Consider the following 18,447-nt stretch of genomic DNA (forward strand, 5'->3'; position numbering starts at 1 on the left):
CTCTCCGGCGCGCCTCAGCGCAGGGTGCGGGACAGGGTGGCGGTGCGGCCGTCCGGGCCGCGCAGCGTCAGCGACAGCCGACCGCCGTAGCGGCCGCGCAGCGCGAAGCCGATGGCGCCTTCGGCATCGCCGGCATCGGCCAGCCGGCGTACCGGGATCGCGGCCGGGTCGAGCAGCAGGTCCTCGCCCGCGGCCAGCCGGCGCAGGTCCGGCAGCGCCACGCTGACCTGCGCGATCGGCCCGCTGCGGACCGGCGGGCGCAGGCCCGGACGCGGCAGCGGGAAGGGCAGCAGCGGCAGCAGCGGCGACAGCGACGGCACCCAGCGGATCGTCAGCACGAAGGGCCCGGCGCTGGTCGGCCCGAACAGCGCCGAGGTCAGGAACTGCGCCAGGATGCCGCGCGGCGGCCGGTGCTGGATCGAGAAGGCCAGGATGTCCGGCGCCGGCAGCGGCAGGCCGGGCTCGATCGTCAGCTCGCGCTCGCTGGCGCGGCCGAGCGGGTCGATCAGCAGGAAGCGCGCGCGCAGCCGGCTGGTGGCGTCCGGGCGCTGGGCCTGCAGGCGCAGCCGGGTCGTCTTCGGTGGGCCGGCCGGGGCCTGCCAGAGACCGGCGGTGCCGGCCGGCGGGGCGACGTCGGCGAGGCGGTCCAGCCGGTCGGCGCCGCCGTCTGCGCCGGGTGTCGCGGGGTGGCGGAACAGCACCTGGCTGGACCCGTCGGCCGCCTCGGCCAGCAGCTCGACGCGCAGCCGGTGCGGGCCCAGCGGCGTCTCGGCCAGCGGGGCCGGCGTGGTCGCGTCGACCTGCAGGGCCAGCAGGTCCGCGCCGCCCGGCCAGCCCGCGGCCAGGGCCGACAGCTGCGGCGGGCCGGCCGGCGGCACCACCACCTCGCGCAGCGCACTGGGGCCGGAACGGCCGCCGAACAGCCCGCGTGCCGGGTCGTCGGCGCTCCAGGCCACCGCCCGATACCAGACCTTCTTCCAGGAACCCGGCACCGCGTCGCGGCCGGCGATGCGGGCCAGCGGCTGGTCCATGCCGGGTTCGGACGAGACCTGCGGCGTCGCGACCCAGGCACCGGCCGAGCCGGTCAGCGTCGCCACCGGCGGACCCATCGTGTCCAGCTCGAGCGTGGCTTCGGCGACCCGCACGCGGTGCAGGTCGATGCGGCTGACGCGCGGGCCGGGCTTGCAGCGCACCGTCACGGCGGCATGGAAGCTTGGCGGGTCGGTGCTGTCGTCGCGGCCGCGCGAGACCTCCAGGTCGGGCGGCATCGGCACCACCACCTGCGGCGCGGCATAGGCGATCGGGCGCTTGCGCAGCAGCGGGTCGGCCAGCGTCGGCCAGGCCGATTCGACGTTGCCGGCGCTGGTCCCGATGACGAGGTAGAGGTGGATTTCCTTGCTGCCGCGCGGCAGCGAGACCTGGGTCGACAGGCCGGCGACCGGCGCGCTGTTGACGCGGGTGAAGGAGCGCCGGTCCGGGTTGGCGGCAAAGGCGTTGCGCAGGGCGGACAGGCGCTCGGACAAGGTCAGCGACTTGCCCGGCGAGGGCAGGCCGCGGTCGGCCCGCAGCTTTTCCTCGGTGCAGGTGTAGACGAAGTAGCCGGCCGCGTTCGGCGCGGCCGGCCAGGACAGCCGGGCGTGGTGCAGTCCGCTGGCATCGGCCAGGCTGGCCAGCAGCACGTCCTCATGCTCGACGGCGACGACCGGCGGGCGCGGGTCGGCGGTCGAGGCCACCGCCGGCTGGGCGCTCCAGGCGCCGATGCGCTGCGGGCTGCGGTGCTCGATGCCGCGGCCCCACAGCGCCAGGCCGATGCGCGGCGCCGCGTCGAAGTCCAGCCGCAGGCCTGAGACGGTGAGCCGGTAGCGACGCGGACCGGCGCTGGCCGGTGGTGCGGCGACCAGCGTGCGGCCGTCGAAGGCGACGTATTCCAGCGCGACGGTTGCGCCCGGCGGCACCGCGCCGACGAGGGCCGGCGCGCCCGCCGCCGCGCCGCCGAACTGGATGCGCAGCAGCGGCCCGGCGCCGCCGCCCAGCGCCATCGCCAGGCCGGCCGGCACGCTGGTGTCGGCCGGGGCATCGCCCAGGCGGGCCTGCGGGTAGAGCCGGCCGACGAGTTCGAGCCGTTCCGGGCTGCGGGTGGCCCAGTCCCAGCTGGTCTCGATCACCAGCGTGGCCGGGCAGGGGCCGCTGGCAATGGCCTCGACCTCCAGCCGGGCCGAGACGATGGACAGCGGCCGCACCGGCGGTTCGGCCAGCGTCAGTCCGGCCGTGCGCCAGCCGCTCCACAGGCCCAGCAGGTCCTGGTGCGCCAGGCCGTACAGGACCGCGTTCGGATCGGGCGCGGTGGCCAGCGCGTAGCGCTCGTCCAGCGCGGCCCAGCGGGCCGGTTGCGGCGAAGAGTCCGGCGCGCCGGACGCCCCGATCGGCTGCAGCGCGACGTCGTCCGGCCGCTTGTCCATCAGCGCGACCAGCGGCCCGGCCGGGGCCAGTCCGGCGCGCACGAAGGCGTAGCTGCCCACCCGCAGCGGCAGCAGGCCGGACGGCCGGTCCCAGTTGACGCGCACCACGCCGTGGTAATCGGCATCGGTGCCGGCCGGCGTGCGCAGGCCGTCGAGCTGGGCGACGGCGTTGACCGGCGCGGGCGGCGGCACGGCGAACTTCGGCGCCATCAGCAGCGCGGCCAGCTCCAGCGGATCGGAGGCATGGTCCAGCCCGCGCGACCAGCGCGCGGTGACCATGTAGTCCCAGTCGCTGCGGCTGGCGTCGCCGAAGAACTGCCGGTCCGAGACGTTGATCGGCGGCAGGTCGATGTCCTCCAGCGCCGTGCCGTAGCCGGTCATCAGCGAGGCCAGCGGGTCCGTGCCGGCACCGAACAGCAGCGTCGCCAGCGGCTTGAAGCGCGCGGTGGCCGACTGCCCGCCCGAGGCCGACGCGAGCGAACGTGTCAGCTCGAAGGTGCGGTGCTGCGGCGGCAGCAACGTGGTGACCATGTCGCGGATCGGATCGAGCATCTCGGCCCGGATCAGCTTGAGCACGGCCACCGGATCGGCCAGCTGCCAGGGCGGCGCGGCCAGCGTCGGCGTGACCTGCGGCTGCCAGCCGTAGAAGGGTGCGCCGCGGCGGAAGCGGTCCAGCGCCGCGCGCATCGGGTCGACCAGCGCACCGGCCGGGCCCTGCGGCGCGGCCAGGTCGAAGACGCCGGAAAAGCGCTTGTCCACCGGCAGGCCGACCACCTCGACCAGCTGCCAGTGCGGATCGTCCTGGATGCCATCGGCCACGCCGGCCAGGCCGCTGACATGGATGCCGGGGCTGCACAGCAGGCAGCCGATCTGCGGTGCGGCCAGGCGCACGCTGGCCGAGCCGGCGGCGTTCAGCACGTGCGAGCCGACCAGGCCGGAGCCCAGCGGCGCACCGGAAAACGCGATCACGCTGCCGCCGCCCGGGTTGGCCGTGCTCATGTGGAAACGCAGCGTCAGCTGCGGCTGCTCGAACACCAGCAGCGTCATGCCGAAGAAAGTGGTCGGCTGCGGCGTCAGCGGCTTCTCGCCTTCCCAGGGCAGGGACGGCCGGCGCCAGACCTGGAAAGGCTCGGTCGGCAGGCCGACGCCCTCGGCGGTCAGCCAGCGCAGCTGGACCAGCCGGGTGCCTTTCAGCTCGCGTTCGCGGGCGATGTCGGCGGGGCTGCGGGCCTTCTTCTGGTTGGCGGCCTGCTGGCGGAACACGGCGGTCCAGTCGATCAGGCCGCCGGTCAGCAGCAGCCGCGTGGGGTCGACGATGCGGTGGGCCATGGCTCAGTCCTCCTCCCACGGGGCGCGGGCCAGCCGCAGGTCGAGCACGGTGGTGCGCTGTTCGGCCGCGCCCAGGAAGGGCAGGTCGGGGAAGCCGATCGCCACCAGGTCCAGCCTGAGCTGCTTGCCACGTGCACCCGGGGCCAGCACGACGATGGCGCGTTGCAGGCCCGGTGCCTTGACCAGGCCGTCGGCCGCCAGCACGCCGGCCGCGCTGGCGTCCTGCAGCTGCAGCCACTCGGTCGGCTCCAGCACCCAGCGGGTCGCGTCGACCGGACCGGTCGTGTCGGTGACCTTCCTCGGATACGGCCGGCTGCGCCACAGCGGCTCGGTCGCGTCGATCAGCACCGCCTCGGGCTGCGGTGGGCTGCTGCCGGCCTGCGACCAGAACACGACGATGCGTGGCTGCGTCGGCAGGCCCAGCGGCTCGATGCCCTGGGCGCGCAGCTGCTCGTCGATCTCGGCGCCTTCGGCCACCCGGCCGGCGAACAGCGCCGGCAGGCCGGCGAAGGCCGCGACGGCGCAGAACCGTGCGCCCGGCTGCACGCCCTGGATCGAGCCGGCCAGGCCGGCGCGCGTCGCGTAGCCGCCGGTCGAGAAGTGGCGCCGGTAGATGCTCGGCCCGCTGGCGCTGGCCGGTGCGCCGCTGGCAACCAGCTCGACGTCGAGGATGTAGTCGGTGTAGGGCTCCAGCGGGATCGGGATGTCGATGACGCTGTGCCGCACCCGGTCCTCGTCGACCGGCACGCAGGGCGCGTCGCTGGCCAGCACCTCGGAGGCGGCCTCCTCCCAGGGCGACAGGATGGTGGCCTTCACCGGCGTCAGGAAGGGCGCGGCGATCGGCAGCGGATGCGGCACGCCCGGCTGCGCGACCGGGTGGCGCGAGCTGGACGCCTGGAAGCGCACCCGCAGCTCACGGCCGTAGGCCGCGAACAGGCGGTCGACGTCGTGGGTGTTGAAGACCAGCCGCGGCGCTTCCTCGTAGAAGGCCTGGGCCTCGTGGTCGGCCGGCAGCGTCACCAGCATCCACGGGTCGAGCCGGACCGGCAGCGGCACGGTCTGCTCGAACACCGGCTTGAGGGGATCGCCACCGGCCAGGCCGATGCGGTCGGTGCGGAACCAGAAGTCCTGGGTGGCCGCGGCCGTCTTGGCATCGCTCGGCCGCCGGCCTTCCCAGACCACCCGCAGGCGGTAGGTCGCGTCGGCGAACAGCAGCGCGCAGTCGCTGCTGGCCGGGCCGACCGCGTTCGTGATGACCTCCTGGTCGTGCGTGATCTGGCGGTCGTCCCATTCGTGGCGGCGGGCCTCGCCACCGCGCAGCGCCGACAGCGCGCCGACGAAGTAGGCCGGCTCCAGCGATTTCGGCAGGCCCTGGCGCGGGTCCTGGCCTTCGCGGCGCAGCGTGCCGATCTCGATGCGGTCGGCCCGCTCGGCGCGGTTGGCCTTGTCCAGGTGGATCAGCGCCGCGAACAGCTTGCGCTGCGCGCCCCAGCGCAGCAGCTCGGCGATGTCGTCGATCCACGGCCCGTCGGCCTGGGTCCAGCGCGCCGGCAGGGCCTTGGGCGGCACGCGGTCGTTGGGGTCGACCACCTCGCGCGACAGCTCCTGGCCGCGCGCGTCGAGCAGCCGCACGATCAGCGTCTTGTCGGTCGTGCGCTCGCGGTCGGCGAACAGCAGCAGGTGGCCGCGCAGGAAGGCGCCGGTGTGGATGACCACCACGTCGTCGAGCGGACCGTGCGTCACGCCGCGCTGCTTGAGCTGGCGTGCCACCGTCTCGGCCAGCGCCGGGTTGCCGATCGCGATCGGACGGCCGTCGTCCAGCATCGGCGCCTGCAGCACGCGGACCTCGCAACGCCCGCCGGTGGTCGCGGCGCGGCTGCTGCCGTCCGGGTTCGTCGGGGTGGCGGTCGTGCCGGGCGTGGCAGGCGTCGGGGCCGGCAGGTCCAGCCGCCCCGCATCGACCAGCGTGCGGGCCAGCGCGACCAGCCGGGTCGCGTCCAGGCCGTCGGCGCGGTCGAGCAGGTTCGTCACCGGATCGACCCGCGCGGCCTGCTCGATCGCCAGCGAGGCCGCCACCTTGGCATGCAGCGTCGGGCTGATGCGCAGCGGCAGGGCTTCCGGCCGGCGCACGAACTTCGCCGCCACCGGGTCGTCGTCGGGCAGCACCGCGCCGCCCGCCGCCGTCGGCTGTTCGGTGACCGGGCCGAGCCCGCCGACCAGCAGGCGCGGCGCCGGGCGCAGCAGCTGGCGCACGCCGGTCGACAGGGTCGGTGCGACGGGGGTGCCGGGGGCCGTCGTGCCGGGCACCGTGGTTCCCGGCACGGTGCCCGGAACGCCGGTCCCGCCGTCACCGGGGCCATGCCAGCAGGCCACCAGGCCGCCGATCACGAAGGCCGGGACGATGCCGCGCTGCATGTCCAGCGCCGCGTCGCCGGAACGCCAGCGCTCGCTCACGTGCAGGCCGGTGTCGGGCGCGCCGCTGCGGCGCGTGCCGGGCGGGTCGGGCCAGGCCACGCCTTCGAGGTCCCAGCCGGTGGCCGACGGGCCATAGGGTTCCCAGCGGAAGGTCCACAGCACCTCGGCGGCCGGCGCGGCCGGTTCGCAGACGCGGCCCCAGCGGTCGCGGATGGTCTCGGTCAGGCGCTCGGTCTTCTCGATCGCCTTGGTGGCCGGCGTCGGCTCCCAGGTCAGCAGCGCGAGCTGGGCGTTGGCATTGGCCTCGGTCGCGTCGCGCAGCGTCCACCACAGCGCCGGGGCGCTGCCGCCGTCGACGGCCGGGCTCAGCACGCTGCCGCTGGCCGGGTCGATGCGTTCGAGCGCCACCGCCGTGATGCGGTACTGGTAGGACTCGCCGCCCCGCTCGGACAGGCCGCTGCCGCCGCCCGGATCGGGCAGCAGCCCGGCCGGCGCGGCCAGCGCGGTGCCCAGGCCGGTGACCGACAAGCCGGGCGCGACATCCGGCGTCAGCGTCATCGACACCACCGGCACCGCGTCGATCGGCACGACGATGCCGGCCAGCTGCTCGCGCGTGGGCAGGCTGGTGCTCGCCAGCGCGTCGCCCAGGCTGACGTCCAGCCCGCGGTCCACGCCGGTGCCCGCCAGCAGCGCCGGCGAGCGGCTCTTGAGCGACAGCTTCTCGACCAGCACCGGCATCGGCGAGGACTTCTCCGGGCCGGACAGCGTGATCTCGACGCAGCCCTCGATGTCGAAGAACAGGAAGCTGACCTTGCCGCAGGCCTCGCCGTGGACCCACAGCGCGAGGTTGCCGTCGTCCTCCTCGTTGACCTTGGCGGTCAGCTGCGCATAGGCGCCGATCGAGACGATGAACAGCCGCAGCTCGCCGCTGACGTAGACCGTGCCGGCGAGGATGAAGGGATCGAAGCCGATCACCGCGTCCATGCCGCCGCCGATGCGCAGGTAGAGCCCGGCGTCGACGTCGCCCCAGGTGAAGGACGCAGCCACGCCCAGGCCGATGCCGAAGCCCTTGATCGCCGGCAGCGTCGCGCCCAGCACCGTGTAGGCCGGCAGGCCGTCGCCCTTGAACATCAGGTAGCCGGTGCCGCGCACGATGCCCAGCACGTCGACCTCGACCGGCCGCGCGATGTCTGGCCGCGCGCCGAGGTAGATGTGCCACTTGTGCAGGTGGGGCGCGAAGGGGAAGACCGCCTCGACCGGGATGACGATTCGGACCAGGTCCTCGACCTCCCAGGCAATCAGGATGCCGATGAGGAAATGCTCCGGCGTGATCTCGATGACCGCCAGGATGCCGCCGCTCATGCCCAGGCCGTCCATCGACGGCGGCGGCGAGACGATGCGCGCGTTCATCATGATCAGCACGCGCGGGCCGGGCAGCTCCAGGATCAGCGTGCCGTCCAGGTTCATCAGGACGCCGCCCTCCATCGTCCCGATCAGCATGCCCAGGCCGAAGGACCAGCGGTCGATGCGCGGCTTCCACAGGTCGACGCCGCCGTGCGTCAGCAGGTGCGGCTGGCCGCCGGCGGCCTGCAGCCAGGCCAGCGCCGGCACGCCGGTGCCCGCGCCGATGGTGGTGTTGCGCTCGAAGTGCATCCCGAAGATGCCGCGGAAGCCGAAGATGCCCAGCCCCGAGCTGCCCAGCGGCAGGCCGACCGGCAGCACCACGTTCAGGCCGACGTAGACGCCGGTGGCCACGCGCGTGCCCTCGGTGATGGTGGCGACCGCGACGGCGGCGGCCACCCGCACCGACAGCGGCCGCAGCGTCAGGTCGAGCTGGCCGGCAATGATCGAGACCGGGTTGCCGCTGCCGTCCGTGCCGGAGCGGATCTCCAGGTAGCCGGTGCCGACCAGCGCACCGGGGATGTCCACGCCGGCCTGCAGCGCCGTCAGCTCGGGCGCACGCGGCTGGTCCAGGAAGGCCCGCACGCTGGCACGCTCGACCGAGATCACGCCCAGGTCGACGCCCAGGCCGATGTCGATCTCGAAGGTCAGCGGGTTGGTGCGCGACAGCCGCGCGCCCAGCACCCGCAGGATCTGCCCGAGCGGATCGCCGATGCGCAGCGCGCCGCCGCTGGCGATGTCGATCGAGTAGCCACGCGCGCTGTCGAAGATGGGCTTGAAGACGAACTGCGGCGCGCCCGTGTCGGCGGTGTTGCCGAACCGAAGGCCGATGGCCTTGTAGCGGATCGCCAGCGGGTGGTCGCGCGGCACCACGATCAGGCCGTCGAGGATGTTGACCGACCAGTCGATGCCGATGTCGAACAGCAGCTGGCCCTCGAACTCCTCGCCGCGGTTCTTCTGCTGGTATTCGGCGCCGAAGACGATCACGCGCTCGACCTGGAACCACGGCAGCGCCGCGATCACGCCCGGCACCGCCAGCGCGACCACGCCCAGCGTCGCGTCGACCGTCTCGCCGCGACCGCCGTTGGCGGCCTCGACCAGCAGCGGCCAGAAGCTCAGGTAGGAGCCCAGCAGCGTCAGCGGCAGGTCCTTGCTGGCCGGCATGGGCTGGCCGGGGATCCAGCCGGCGTAGAACAGGCCGTCCTTGTCGGCCGGATCGGCGCCCACCGACAGCAGCGTCGTGACCCGGCCGGTGCCGGGGTCGGACTGGCACAGCACGCGCAGCTTCGTGATGCCGTCGGCCGGGTTGTCGGGGCCCAGCGGCGTGCCGTTCTCCAGCGTGTGCACGTCCGGTGGCGGGTTGCCGCCGAGCTGGCCGCCGCGCGCGAGCTGGCTTTCGGTGGCGGTCTGGATGTCGACCTCGGCCTCGATCTCGCCGGCGATCAGCTGGCTGCGCACCACCCGCAGCTTCAGCTTCGCGGAGCGGAACCAGTCCGGCGTCTGCGGCTCGGCCACCGGCGGGTCGATCACCTCGGGTTCGGGCGGCGGCGGCGGTGGCGCGGCCGGCCGCGCCACCGTGCCGGTGGCGTCGTCGTCGGCGCTGGACAGGCCCGGCGGCAGGATGACCTGGGCCTTCCACCAGCCCTCGCGGTCGCTGCCGTGGCTGGCCCAGCCGGAGTCGGCCACCCAGGCGCTGACCTGCGCCGGGGTCGCAGCGGCGTCGAGCGGCTTGAGGTCCGAGAAGTTGAAGTTCCGCGTCGGGAAGGCGGCCGCGATGGCCTCGCGCGTGGCGATGGCGCGGCGGCGCGCCAGCCGGTAGTTGTAGGTCGCGCGGCCGGCGTCGCTCTCGTAGCTCGCATGGCCGCGGATGCCGATGGCCGCGCCGTTGCCGGCCAGGTCGAACCAGCGCGCGTAGTCGGTCGTCGGCGACGCGTGGCCGGGGCGGCGGCGGCGCTCGGTCTCGCTGACCGCGCGCACCGTGGAGAGGTTGTCGCCGACGGCGGCATGGGCGCGCAGTGCGCCGGCCTCGCCGGCGTCGGGCACCTGATCGGGCTCGTCGTAATAGAAGAAGACATCGAGCGTGCCGGGCACGGTGGTGCCGGGACGGCGGGCCTGCACCTGGCGGGTCTGGCCGGGGCCGAGCGTGACGGTCAGCGCCGGCTGCGCGGCGCTCCAGGCGCCGCCGTCGACGGCCCACCGCAGCGTCGGATCGCGCGGCTCGGTGGCCAGCACCACCTCGGTGTCGGTCTGGCTGACCAGCACGATCACCGGCGTGTCGGCCGGCGCGCTGAGGGTGGCGACCAGCGTCGGCACCGCCGCGTCGCCCGGTGCCGGCAGGGTCGGCGTGGCACTGCGGCGCTCGGCCTGGATCACCAGCGTGGCCGTCAGCGACGTGCCGGCCGTGCCGTCGCTGACGGTCACGCGGATTTCCTGCTGCGGCGTCGTCGACAGGTCGACCACGAAGGCGGTGCCGGCCGCCTCGGCCGCCGCGCCGATGCGGGCCCGCCGGGTGTAGGGCGCCCGCCCGCCGCGCACGTCGATGACCATGCGGGTGCGCGCTGGCAGGCGGGCGCGGGCCTGCGTGGTCGAGGCCTGCGGCGTGCCGCTGCTGCCGGTGCGTTCGATGCCGTACGCGCGGCCCTGCTCGTCGATGAAGCGCACCGTCACCGCCAGCTCGCCGGAGCCCTGGTTGACCAGCATGGCCTCGAAGTCGCCCCAGAAGCCGTCGTGCTCGCCGAAGCCGATCAGGAGCTCGCGCGCGCCGGCCTCGAAGGCGAAATCGCGCGCGCCGTTGGGCGAGAAGAAGACCCGCACCTCGGGCAGGTAGAGCCCGGTCCAGTCCTCGCCGACACCGGCCTTGGCCAGGATGGCCGGCGGGGTCGATTCGCTGGACAGGTCCAGCGTCGCGCTTCGAAAGCCGATGCCGAAGACCCGGTCGCGCTCGCCGCCGACGAAGGCGTAGGGCGGGTCCATCGAGATCAGCTCGGCCACGCCGATGTCGGCCGGATCGTCCAGCGTGGTCGCGCCGGCCGAGACCAGCTCGAAGCGCAGCTGCGCGCCGACCGCGTTGCCGTGGCTGAGCCGGAAGCGCAGCTTGGGCAGCGTCAGCGCGACGTCCTGGAAGGCGGTGTCGGGCTCCAGCAGGCCCTGCCCGTTGAGCTTGGCCGGATGCAGGAAGGGCGGGCGCAGCGTCGGCGCGGCCAGGATCAGGTCGAGCGTGCAGCCGGTCGACGGGTAGTCGCTCGGGTCCGGGTCCAGCGGCAGCGCGTCCCAGGCGTCCAGCACCGCGCGGGTCGGCGCGAAGCCGGTCGCACCGATGCCCCCCACGCCCTGGGCGATCAGCGCCGAGCCGCTGCGCGGCACGAACAGCTCGAAGTCAACGCGGGTCTCGCGGATGTCGAACACCGGCGTGCGCCGGGCCGGATCGTGGGCGGGCGCGGCCTCGTCGACGCCGGCCTGGATGCGCAGGCCACCAGCGGACGGGTCGATGCTCAGGCGGCCGTTGAACTCGCAGCGGCCCCGGAAGACGATGCCGAAGTCGTCGGCCGCCGTCTCGTACGACACCACCCGCAGCACCGACAGCGCGGCGTGCTGGGCGCCGAGGTTCTCGCCCCGCAGAACGTAGGGCAGCACCAGGTCCAGCAGCGCGAGATTGGCCATGGCAGACCTCCAACCCAAGCACGAAATTTCATCCTAAGCCGGCCAGGCCAAGGCTCGCGCATCCCCTTGCATCCGGAAACAACCCCGCACCCGGCCCTGCAACCGGCCCTGCACCCGGCCCCGCAGCCGGCCCTGCATCCGCGGCGTCCTGAACCGGCTCGCCCGGTTCGCCCCGGTTTCCCGAACCGACAATCTCCCGAACCCACCATCCGCCAACGTCCTGCCCGAACGCCATGACCATGCCTTGCGCCCACGAAACCACCGCGGAGGCCATCGCCCCCGCCGCCGCCCTGACCGTCGAGGCGGAAGACCTGCCCGGCCGCAACCCGGTGATGGGCCCGCCGTGATCGAGGCCCGTGGCCTGGGCTGGGCCCATCCCGACACGCCGGACCGGCCCGTGCTGGCTGGCCTGACCTTCACGATCGGCCCCGGCCTGACGCTGGTGCGCGGCGGCGAAGGCCGGGGCAAGACCACGCTGCTGCGGCTGCTGGCCGGCGACCTGGCGCCGGGCGCCGGCGCGCTGGTGCGCAGACCCGGCCGGGCCTTGCGGCCGTCGCCTGCCGACCCGGCGTGCGACCCGCAGCGCGCCCGCGACTGGCTGCTCGACCAGGACCTGCCGGCGCTGCAGGCCGATCCGGCGGCGGCCGATCCGCTGCTCGCCGCACTCGGGCTGGTCGAGCACATCGACAAGCCGATGTTCATGCTGTCGACCGGCAGCCGCCGCAAGGTTGGCCTGCTCGCCGCCGCGCTGGCCGGTGCGCCACTGACGCTGCTGGATCAGCCCTTCGCGGCGCTGGACGCCCGCTCCTGCCGCGTCGTCGCCGAACTGCTGGCCGATGCGGCGGCGTCGAGCACGCGGGCCTGGGTCATCGCCGACCACGGGCGCTCGCACTGGCTCGACGACATCGCGCTGGCCGGGGTGATCGACCTGGGGGACTGACTGGGGGACTGAAGCGGCCGGCGGACTCAGCGCCCCGGCAGGGTCAGCGTCCCGGCAGGGTCAGCGTCACGCCGGTGCCGACGACGCCCGGGTAGACGCTCGCGTGCCCGTGCGCCGCCTTCAGCGCGGCGGCATCCCAGCGCCGGTTGCGGGGCGTGTCATGGTTGAACCACAGCGTCAGCGGCTGGCCGGCGCGGGCGGTGACGACGCGGGCCAGGGCCTCGTCGTCGGGGTGCCTGAACTGCTTGTTGTCGGTGCTGACGATGGCGTTCGGGCTGTCCAGCATCGCCAGCAGCGCGGCCGTCAGGTTGCCGCGGCTGCCGTGGTGACTGAGCTTGACCGCGTCGACCGCCAGGCGCGCGACGCCGCGCCGTTGCAGCAGCGCGCGCAGCGCCGGCTCCAACGTGCCCGGCACCGCGTCGGCGCCCAGCAGCACCGAGGCGCCCCGGTGTTCGAGCAGGAAGGCGATGCTCGACCCGTTGGGCAGCGACGCGTCGTTGGGCGTGCGGCGCGCCGCCAGCGTCGCCAGGTCCAGCGGCAGCGGCGTGGTCGCTGGCGGGCCGGCCTTGCTGGCCGCGTCACTGGCCGGATCGACACCCGCTTCCCGCGCGGCCAGCTTGGCGAGTTCCGCGTTCCAGGCCGGCCACAGCCGCGTCAGCCGGTCCGGCGAGGGCGACAGCAGCGTCAGCGTCGGCAGGCCGGGACCGCCCAGCTGCACGCCCCCACCGTCCGCCGGCGTCACCACCGGCCGGCCCGACCAGGCCCGGTTCCACGGCAGTCCCGGTCGACCCGAGCCCAGCAGCTTCGCCAGCGCGGCGCCTTCCACGGCGCTGCGCGGCCGCGGCAGGTTCGGCGGGGCGTTGAACCAGACATCGCCAAAGGCCAGTGCCAGCTCGCGGTCGTCGAGCATCTTGGCGACGCTGCCGATGTGGTCGTGGTCGATGTGGCTGATCACCAGCAGGTCGATCCAGCGCGTGCCGTCGGCGCGCCGGGGCAGCGCCAGCAGCCGCCGCTTCAGGGCTGGAAAGGTCTCGTCCGGCCCGGTGTCCATCAGCAAGGTCCAGGTGCCACGCCCGACCGGACAGCGCAGCAGCAGCGCGTCGCCGTAGCTGGCGGGCAGGACGTCGAGGGTGATGGCCGGACGACGGGCGGGCGGACGTGGGGCGGGGCGGGTGCTCATCGCGGCATCCTAGTAACCCAAGCTGAGTAACCCAAGCGTTTGCGGCACCTCGCGCGGACCCTCGGTGGCCACCGACCGTGACGGGCTGCGCGTTCCCGGGCGCGTGGTTCGCCCGGTCCACGCCGCCGCCGGCATGATGGACAGGAAGGAGCCCCTGCCATGCCCATCCGCCCGCTCGGCACGACCTTCATCGCCCCCGGCGTCTTCGTCGAGGAGGTCTCGTTCCGCTCGCGGGCGATCGAAGGCGTGCCGATGGCCGTCACCGGCTTCGTCGGGCCGACCCGCAGCGGGCCGGTTGGCGGGGTGGCGGTCGCGTTGACCAGCCTGGCCGAGTTCGAGCGCCTGCATGGTGACGGCCAGCCGCTGGTCCTGGGTGGCCAGACCCTGGTGCAGCACCTGTGGCATGCCGCCCGCGCCTACTTCGCCGAAGGTGGGCGGCGCCTGCATGTCGTGCGGGTCTACCGGCGCGATCCGGCGCCGCCCAAGGGTTCGGCGGCCGACGGCATCGCCCGCCTGCGGCAAGGTGGCGTGACCTGGGCGGCCCGCCACCCGGGGCGGGCCGGCAACCTGCGCCTGCGCCTGACGCTGCGCCATGGCCAGCGGGCGGCCGATGGCGGCGTGCTGGGCGAGCCCTGGACGATGACCCGGGCCGACCTGCAGGTGAGCGGCGAGGACGGGCGGGCGATCGGCCAATGGACCGGCCTGTCGGTCGATCCCGCCGCCGCACCGGCCGATGGCCGGCGCTGGCTGTTCGAGCCGGCCGGCACGGTGCCGGCGACCGATGCGCTGCCGGTGGTCGTGCAGGCGCGTCGCGGCCTGGGCGTCGAGCCGGTGCTGCGCGCCCTCACCGCCGCGCTCGGACCGGTGATGGACGATCCGTCGCGCTGGGTCGACGGCCTGGTGCTGGACCTGGCCCTGGCCGGCGGCCATGACGGCCAGTGGCCGGCGGCGGCCGAGATCGCCGGCCAGGTCGAGGCCGGCACCGGCCGGCGCCACGGGCTGTGCGCGCTCGAGGCGGTCGAGGACCTCTCGCTGGTCGCGGCACCGGCCAGCGCCGTGCCGGATGCCTCGGGCCGTGCGCCGGTCGACCTGGGCGCGGTGCATGAGCTGCTGCTCGCGCATGCCGGCCGGATGCGTCACCGCATGGCCCTGCTGGACGCCGCGCCGGGGCCGTCGCTGTCCGAACTGACGGTGACGCGCGAGCGCCTGTCTGCGCGGCCGCAGGCGCACCTCGGCGCGCTGTTCCATCCCTGGGTGCAGGTGGCCGATCCGGTCTCGGGGCAAACGCTGGCCTTGCCGCCCTCGGCCTTCGTCGCCGGTCTGATCGGGCGGGTCGACGAGGCCCGCGGCGTCTGGAAGACCGCAAGCGGCGAGCCGCTGCTGCTGGCGACCGGCCTGTCGGCCAACCTGGGCAAGCCCGAGCAGGACGTGCTCAACCAGGCCGGCGTGAACCTGCTGCGGGCCGTGCCGCAGCGCGGCATCCAGGTCTGGGGCGCCCGCACGCTGTCGACCGATCCGGCGCACCGCTACCTTCCGGTCGAGCGCAGCCTGATCTGGCTTCAACGCTCGATCGAGCGGGGCTTGGACTGGACGGTGTTCGAGGCCAACGACGAGCCGCTGTGGACGCGCGTCCGGCAGGCCGTCCAGGACTTCCTGATGACCGCGTGGCGCGCCGGCATGCTGCTGGGCGCCCGGCCCGAGGAGGCCTGCTTCGTGCGCTGCGACCGCACCACCATGACCCAGGCCGAGATCGACCAGGGCGACGTGATCGTCCTGATCGGGCTGGCCCTGCTCAAGCCGGCGGAGTTCATGGTGGTGAGGGTGGGGGCGAGGGCGGCCGGCAGCGCCTGACCCGGCCACCGTCGCGTCCACCTGTTCACCTCCCCACCGCCACGGCCCTCCGGGTCTCCCCGGACCCCCTGGCCGCATCGGCTCGTGTCAACTGCCCAGCCTCCGCCGTTCACCTCCGCAGGCCGCCCCGATGCTTCCGTCTTCCCCGTTGCTGCAACTTGTCCCCGCCCGTGCCCACGCCGTCCTGGCGCGCTTGCGTGACCGCATCTGGCGGCCGGTCGGGACCGTGACGATCGAGGCCGGCGAGCCGCAGGCCGCGCATCGGACCTGGGCGCAGGCGCGGCAAGAGCCGCTGGCGCCGGTCGCGGTCCTGCCCGAACACTGGGGCCGGCTGTGGGACCAGCGCTGGTTCCGCCTGACGCTCGACGAGGCCGCCGCATCCCGCGACGACCTCTACCTGGCCTGGGACGACCAGGCCGAGGCGACGCTCTACGTCGACGGCCTGCCGCACTACGGCTTCGACCCGGTGCACCACCACGCGCCGCTGCCGGTGGGGCGGCATGAGCTGTGGATCGAGGCGGTGGCCTGCCAGACCGGCATCTGGATCGAGGGCGCCAGCGGGCTCGATCCGGCTGGCTCGAAGCTGAGCGGCGCGCGGCTGCTGCAGCGCGACGACGCGACCTGGGGCCTGTACCACGACCTCGCCACGCTCGATGACCTGATGCGCCTGCTGCTGCGGCGCGAGTTCGGGGCCGATGGGGCGCAGAACTTCCAGGGCTTCGGCACGCGGCCGGTGCTCGGTCCGATCGACCCGCTGCTGCGTCGCCTGCTGCGCGAGATCGACGCGCTGATCGACGCCTACCAGGCCGGCGGCGTCGATGCCGGCCGCGCCCGCGCCGCGCAGGCCTATGCCGCGCTGAAGGCCGGCCCGACCGCGCTGGACGCGGTGCTGACCGGCCATGCCCACCTCGACCTGGTCTGGCTGTGGCCGGAGGTGGTCGGCGAGTTCAAGGCGGTGCGCACCTTCGCGATCGCCAACAACCTGATGTCGCGCTACCCCGAGTTCCGGTTCGGCTACAGCCAGCCGGCCAGCTACGAGGCGGTCGAGCGCCGTTCGCCCGAGATGATGGCCGCCGTGCGCGGGCGCATGGCCGCCGGCCAGTGGGACGCGACCGGCGCGACCGAGGTCGAGTCCGACACCGTGCTGGCCTGCGGCGAGGCGCTGGCGCGCAGCTTCCTGATCGGCCAGCGGCGCTTCGAGGCGCTGCGCGGCAGCCCGGCGCGGGTGCTCTGGCTGCCCGACGTGTTCGGCTACTCGCCCTGCCTGCCGCAGATCATGCAGCAGTGCGGCGTCGACTTCTTCTACACGACCAAGCTGTCGTGGAGCGCGATCTCGGCCTTCCCGCACACCAGCTTCGTCTGGCGCGGCCACGACGGCTCGGAGGTCGTCACGCACCTGGGCTGCCGGCTGGGCTACAACCAGACCGCCGAGGCGACCCACCTTGACACCAACGCCCGCGAGCACCGCCAGAGCGACGTGCACGGCGAGTTCCTCGCGCCGACCGGCTACGGCGACGGCGGCGGCGGCACGACCGAGGCGATGCTCGAACGGGCCCGTCGCAGCGCCGACCTGGCCGGCCTGCCGCGCGCCCGCTGGGGCAACATCGAACCGTTCTTCGACCGCCTGGCCAGCCGTCGCGCCCAGCTGCCGACCTACCAGGGCGAGCTCTACCTCGAATACCACCGCGGCACCTACACGACCCATGCGGCCGTCAAGCTCGGGCTGCGGCAGGCCGAGCGCGCGCTGCAGGTTCACGAGGCGGTGCGCTGCGCGACCGGTGCCGGCCCGATCGACGAGGCCGCCTGGCGGCGCGTGGTGTTCGCGCAGTTCCACGACTACATCCCCGGCAGCTCGATCCATGAGGTCTATGTCGAGGCCCGCGCCGAGCTGGCCGCCATCGCGCAGCAGGCCGGCGCGGCGGCCCGTGCCGAGCTGGGTGGCTCAGTCGATGAGCCTGCTGCCGGCTCGACCGCCACGCGCCTGTTCAACCCGCTGCCGCGACCGCAGCGCCATCGCCTGGGTGTCGACGCGGCCGGGCGGGTCGAGGCGGTGATGCTGCCGCCACTGGCCGCCGCCACGCCGGCCGACCTGCCGCGCACCGCGCTGGCGCCGGTCAGGGCCACGCCGGACGGGCTCGACAACGGCCTGGTGCAGGCCCGCTTCGACGCACAGGGCCGCGTCGCCTCGCTGTGCATCGACGGCGTCGACCTGGCCTTGCGCGCGCCGCTGTGCGAGCTGGTCGCCTACCCGGACCAGCCGCACCTGTTCGAGGCCTGGGACATCGACCGCCAGACGCTGGCGCTGGGCGAGCCGGTCACCTCGACGGCGGCGCTCACGCGGCGCCAGGACGGCGCCGGCTCGGCCACGCTGAGCTTCACGCGCTCGCTGGGCGAGGACGGCGAGGCCACGCTGCACTACACGCTGGAGGCCGGCGCGGGCGTGCTGCGGCTGGACATCGAGCTGGACTGGCGCCGGCCGGAGCGCCTGCTCAAGCTGGCCTTCCCGACCGCCTACGCCGGCCGCCAGGCCCGCTACGCCGCGCCCTTCGGCAGCGTGCTGCGCAGCCAGGTGCCGGGCGAACAGGCCGACGAGGCCAAGTGGGAGGTGCCGGCCAGCCGCTGGGCGGCGGTCGCCGACGAGACCGAGCACGAGGGCCTGTTCGTCGTCAGCCAGGCCAAGTTCGGCTGGACCTGCCGCGACGGCAACCTCGGCCTGACGCTGGTGCGCAGCGCGGCCGTGACCTGCAGCGACGCGGTGATGGGCGGCACGCCGATCTCGCACCCGCAGGCGATGCGCCGGGACGCCGGCGAGTCGTACTCGGACCTTGGCCGCCACGCGATCCGGCTCGCCTTCGGCCTGCACCGGGCCGACGCGCCGCGCGACGAGCAGGCCGCCGCCTGGGCCGACCTGATCGACACCCCGCCGCTGCCGGTGGCCGACGGCGTGCAGGCCGGCTGCGGCCTGATCGGACTGGTCGGCGGCGAGACGCTGCAGCCGGTCTGGGCCCAGCCGCTCGGGCCGGACACCTGGGTGCTGCGCCTGAACGAGACCCTCGGCCGCCGCGGCATCGCCCGCCTGCGCCTGGCCGAAGGCTGGCGCGCCAGCCGCGTCGACCTGCGCGCCCTGCCGCTGGATGGCGGCCAGCCGATCGAGTCGGTGGCCTACGGGCCGTACGCGCTGGTGAGCGTGAAGGTGGAGCGGGTGGGGTGAG

At 74.5% G+C, this 18,447-nt stretch carries 6 protein-coding genes; 3 read left to right on the forward strand and 3 right to left on the reverse strand.

Features of this window, described 5'->3' with window-relative positions; translation table 11 throughout:
* Nucleotides 1-14: 14 nt before the first annotated feature.
* Together Q8X39_RS06080 and Q8X39_RS06085 are read right to left on the reverse strand one after the other, a co-directional pair.
* Nucleotides 15-3,788, reverse strand: coding sequence for a hypothetical protein (locus tag Q8X39_RS06080; RefSeq protein ID WP_305748740.1), 3,774 nt, complete (start codon nt 3,786-3,788; stop codon nt 15-17).
* 3 nt (nt 3,789-3,791) lie between these two features.
* Nucleotides 3,792-11,264, reverse strand: coding sequence for a hypothetical protein (locus tag Q8X39_RS06085; protein ID WP_305748741.1), 7,473 nt, complete (start codon nt 11,262-11,264; stop codon nt 3,792-3,794).
* Nucleotides 11,265-11,607: 343 nt separating this feature from the next.
* Here Q8X39_RS06085 and Q8X39_RS06090 point away from each other — a divergent pair, with 343 nt between their 5' ends.
* The gene (locus tag Q8X39_RS06090; protein WP_305748742.1) at nt 11,608-12,204 is read left to right on the forward strand and encodes an ABC transporter ATP-binding protein; all 597 of its coding nucleotides are present in this window, start codon (nt 11,608-11,610) and stop codon (nt 12,202-12,204) included.
* A 43-nt stretch (nt 12,205-12,247) separates the two neighbouring features.
* On the opposite strand, the gene Q8X39_RS06095 is transcribed toward Q8X39_RS06090, so the two are convergent.
* On the reverse strand, nt 12,248-13,384 hold the full coding sequence (locus Q8X39_RS06095; RefSeq protein WP_305748743.1) for a ComEC/Rec2 family competence protein: 1,137 nt from the start codon (nt 13,382-13,384) through the stop codon (nt 12,248-12,250).
* A gap of 159 nt (nt 13,385-13,543) precedes the next feature.
* On the opposite strand from Q8X39_RS06095, the gene Q8X39_RS06100 reads away from it, so the two are divergent.
* Both Q8X39_RS06100 and Q8X39_RS06105 read left to right on the forward strand, forming a co-directional pair.
* Nucleotides 13,544-15,235, forward strand: coding sequence for a phage tail sheath family protein (locus Q8X39_RS06100; protein ID WP_305748744.1), 1,692 nt, complete (start codon nt 13,544-13,546; stop codon nt 15,233-15,235).
* A gap of 130 nt (nt 15,236-15,365) precedes the next feature.
* A complete protein-coding gene (locus tag Q8X39_RS06105) occupies nt 15,366-18,446 on the forward strand; it encodes an alpha-mannosidase (RefSeq protein ID WP_305748745.1) in 3,081 nt (1,026 codons plus the stop codon).
* Nucleotide 18,447: the final 1 nt, after the last annotated feature.

It is taken from the genome of Leptothrix discophora, from assembly GCF_030705305.1.
In the GTDB taxonomy this organism is placed as follows: Bacteria; Pseudomonadota; Gammaproteobacteria; order Burkholderiales; family Burkholderiaceae_C; genus Sphaerotilus; species Sphaerotilus discophorus.

What these genes read in the sequence shown, in the direction of transcription:
- Q8X39_RS06105 (WP_305748745.1), top strand. Translation starts at nt 15,366, where the DNA reads ATGCTTCCGTCTTCCCCGTTGCTGCAACTTGTCCCCGCCCGTGCCCAC.
- Q8X39_RS06095 (WP_305748743.1), bottom strand. Translation starts at nt 13,384, where the DNA reads ATGAGCACCCGCCCCGCCCCACGTCCGCCCGCCCGTCGTCCGGCCATC.
- Q8X39_RS06100 (WP_305748744.1), top strand. Translation starts at nt 13,544, where the DNA reads ATGCCCATCCGCCCGCTCGGCACGACCTTCATCGCCCCCGGCGTCTTC.
- Q8X39_RS06080 (WP_305748740.1), bottom strand. Translation starts at nt 3,788, where the DNA reads ATGGCCCACCGCATCGTCGACCCCACGCGGCTGCTGCTGACCGGCGGC.
- Q8X39_RS06085 (WP_305748741.1), bottom strand. Translation starts at nt 11,264, where the DNA reads ATGGCCAATCTCGCGCTGCTGGACCTGGTGCTGCCCTACGTTCTGCGG.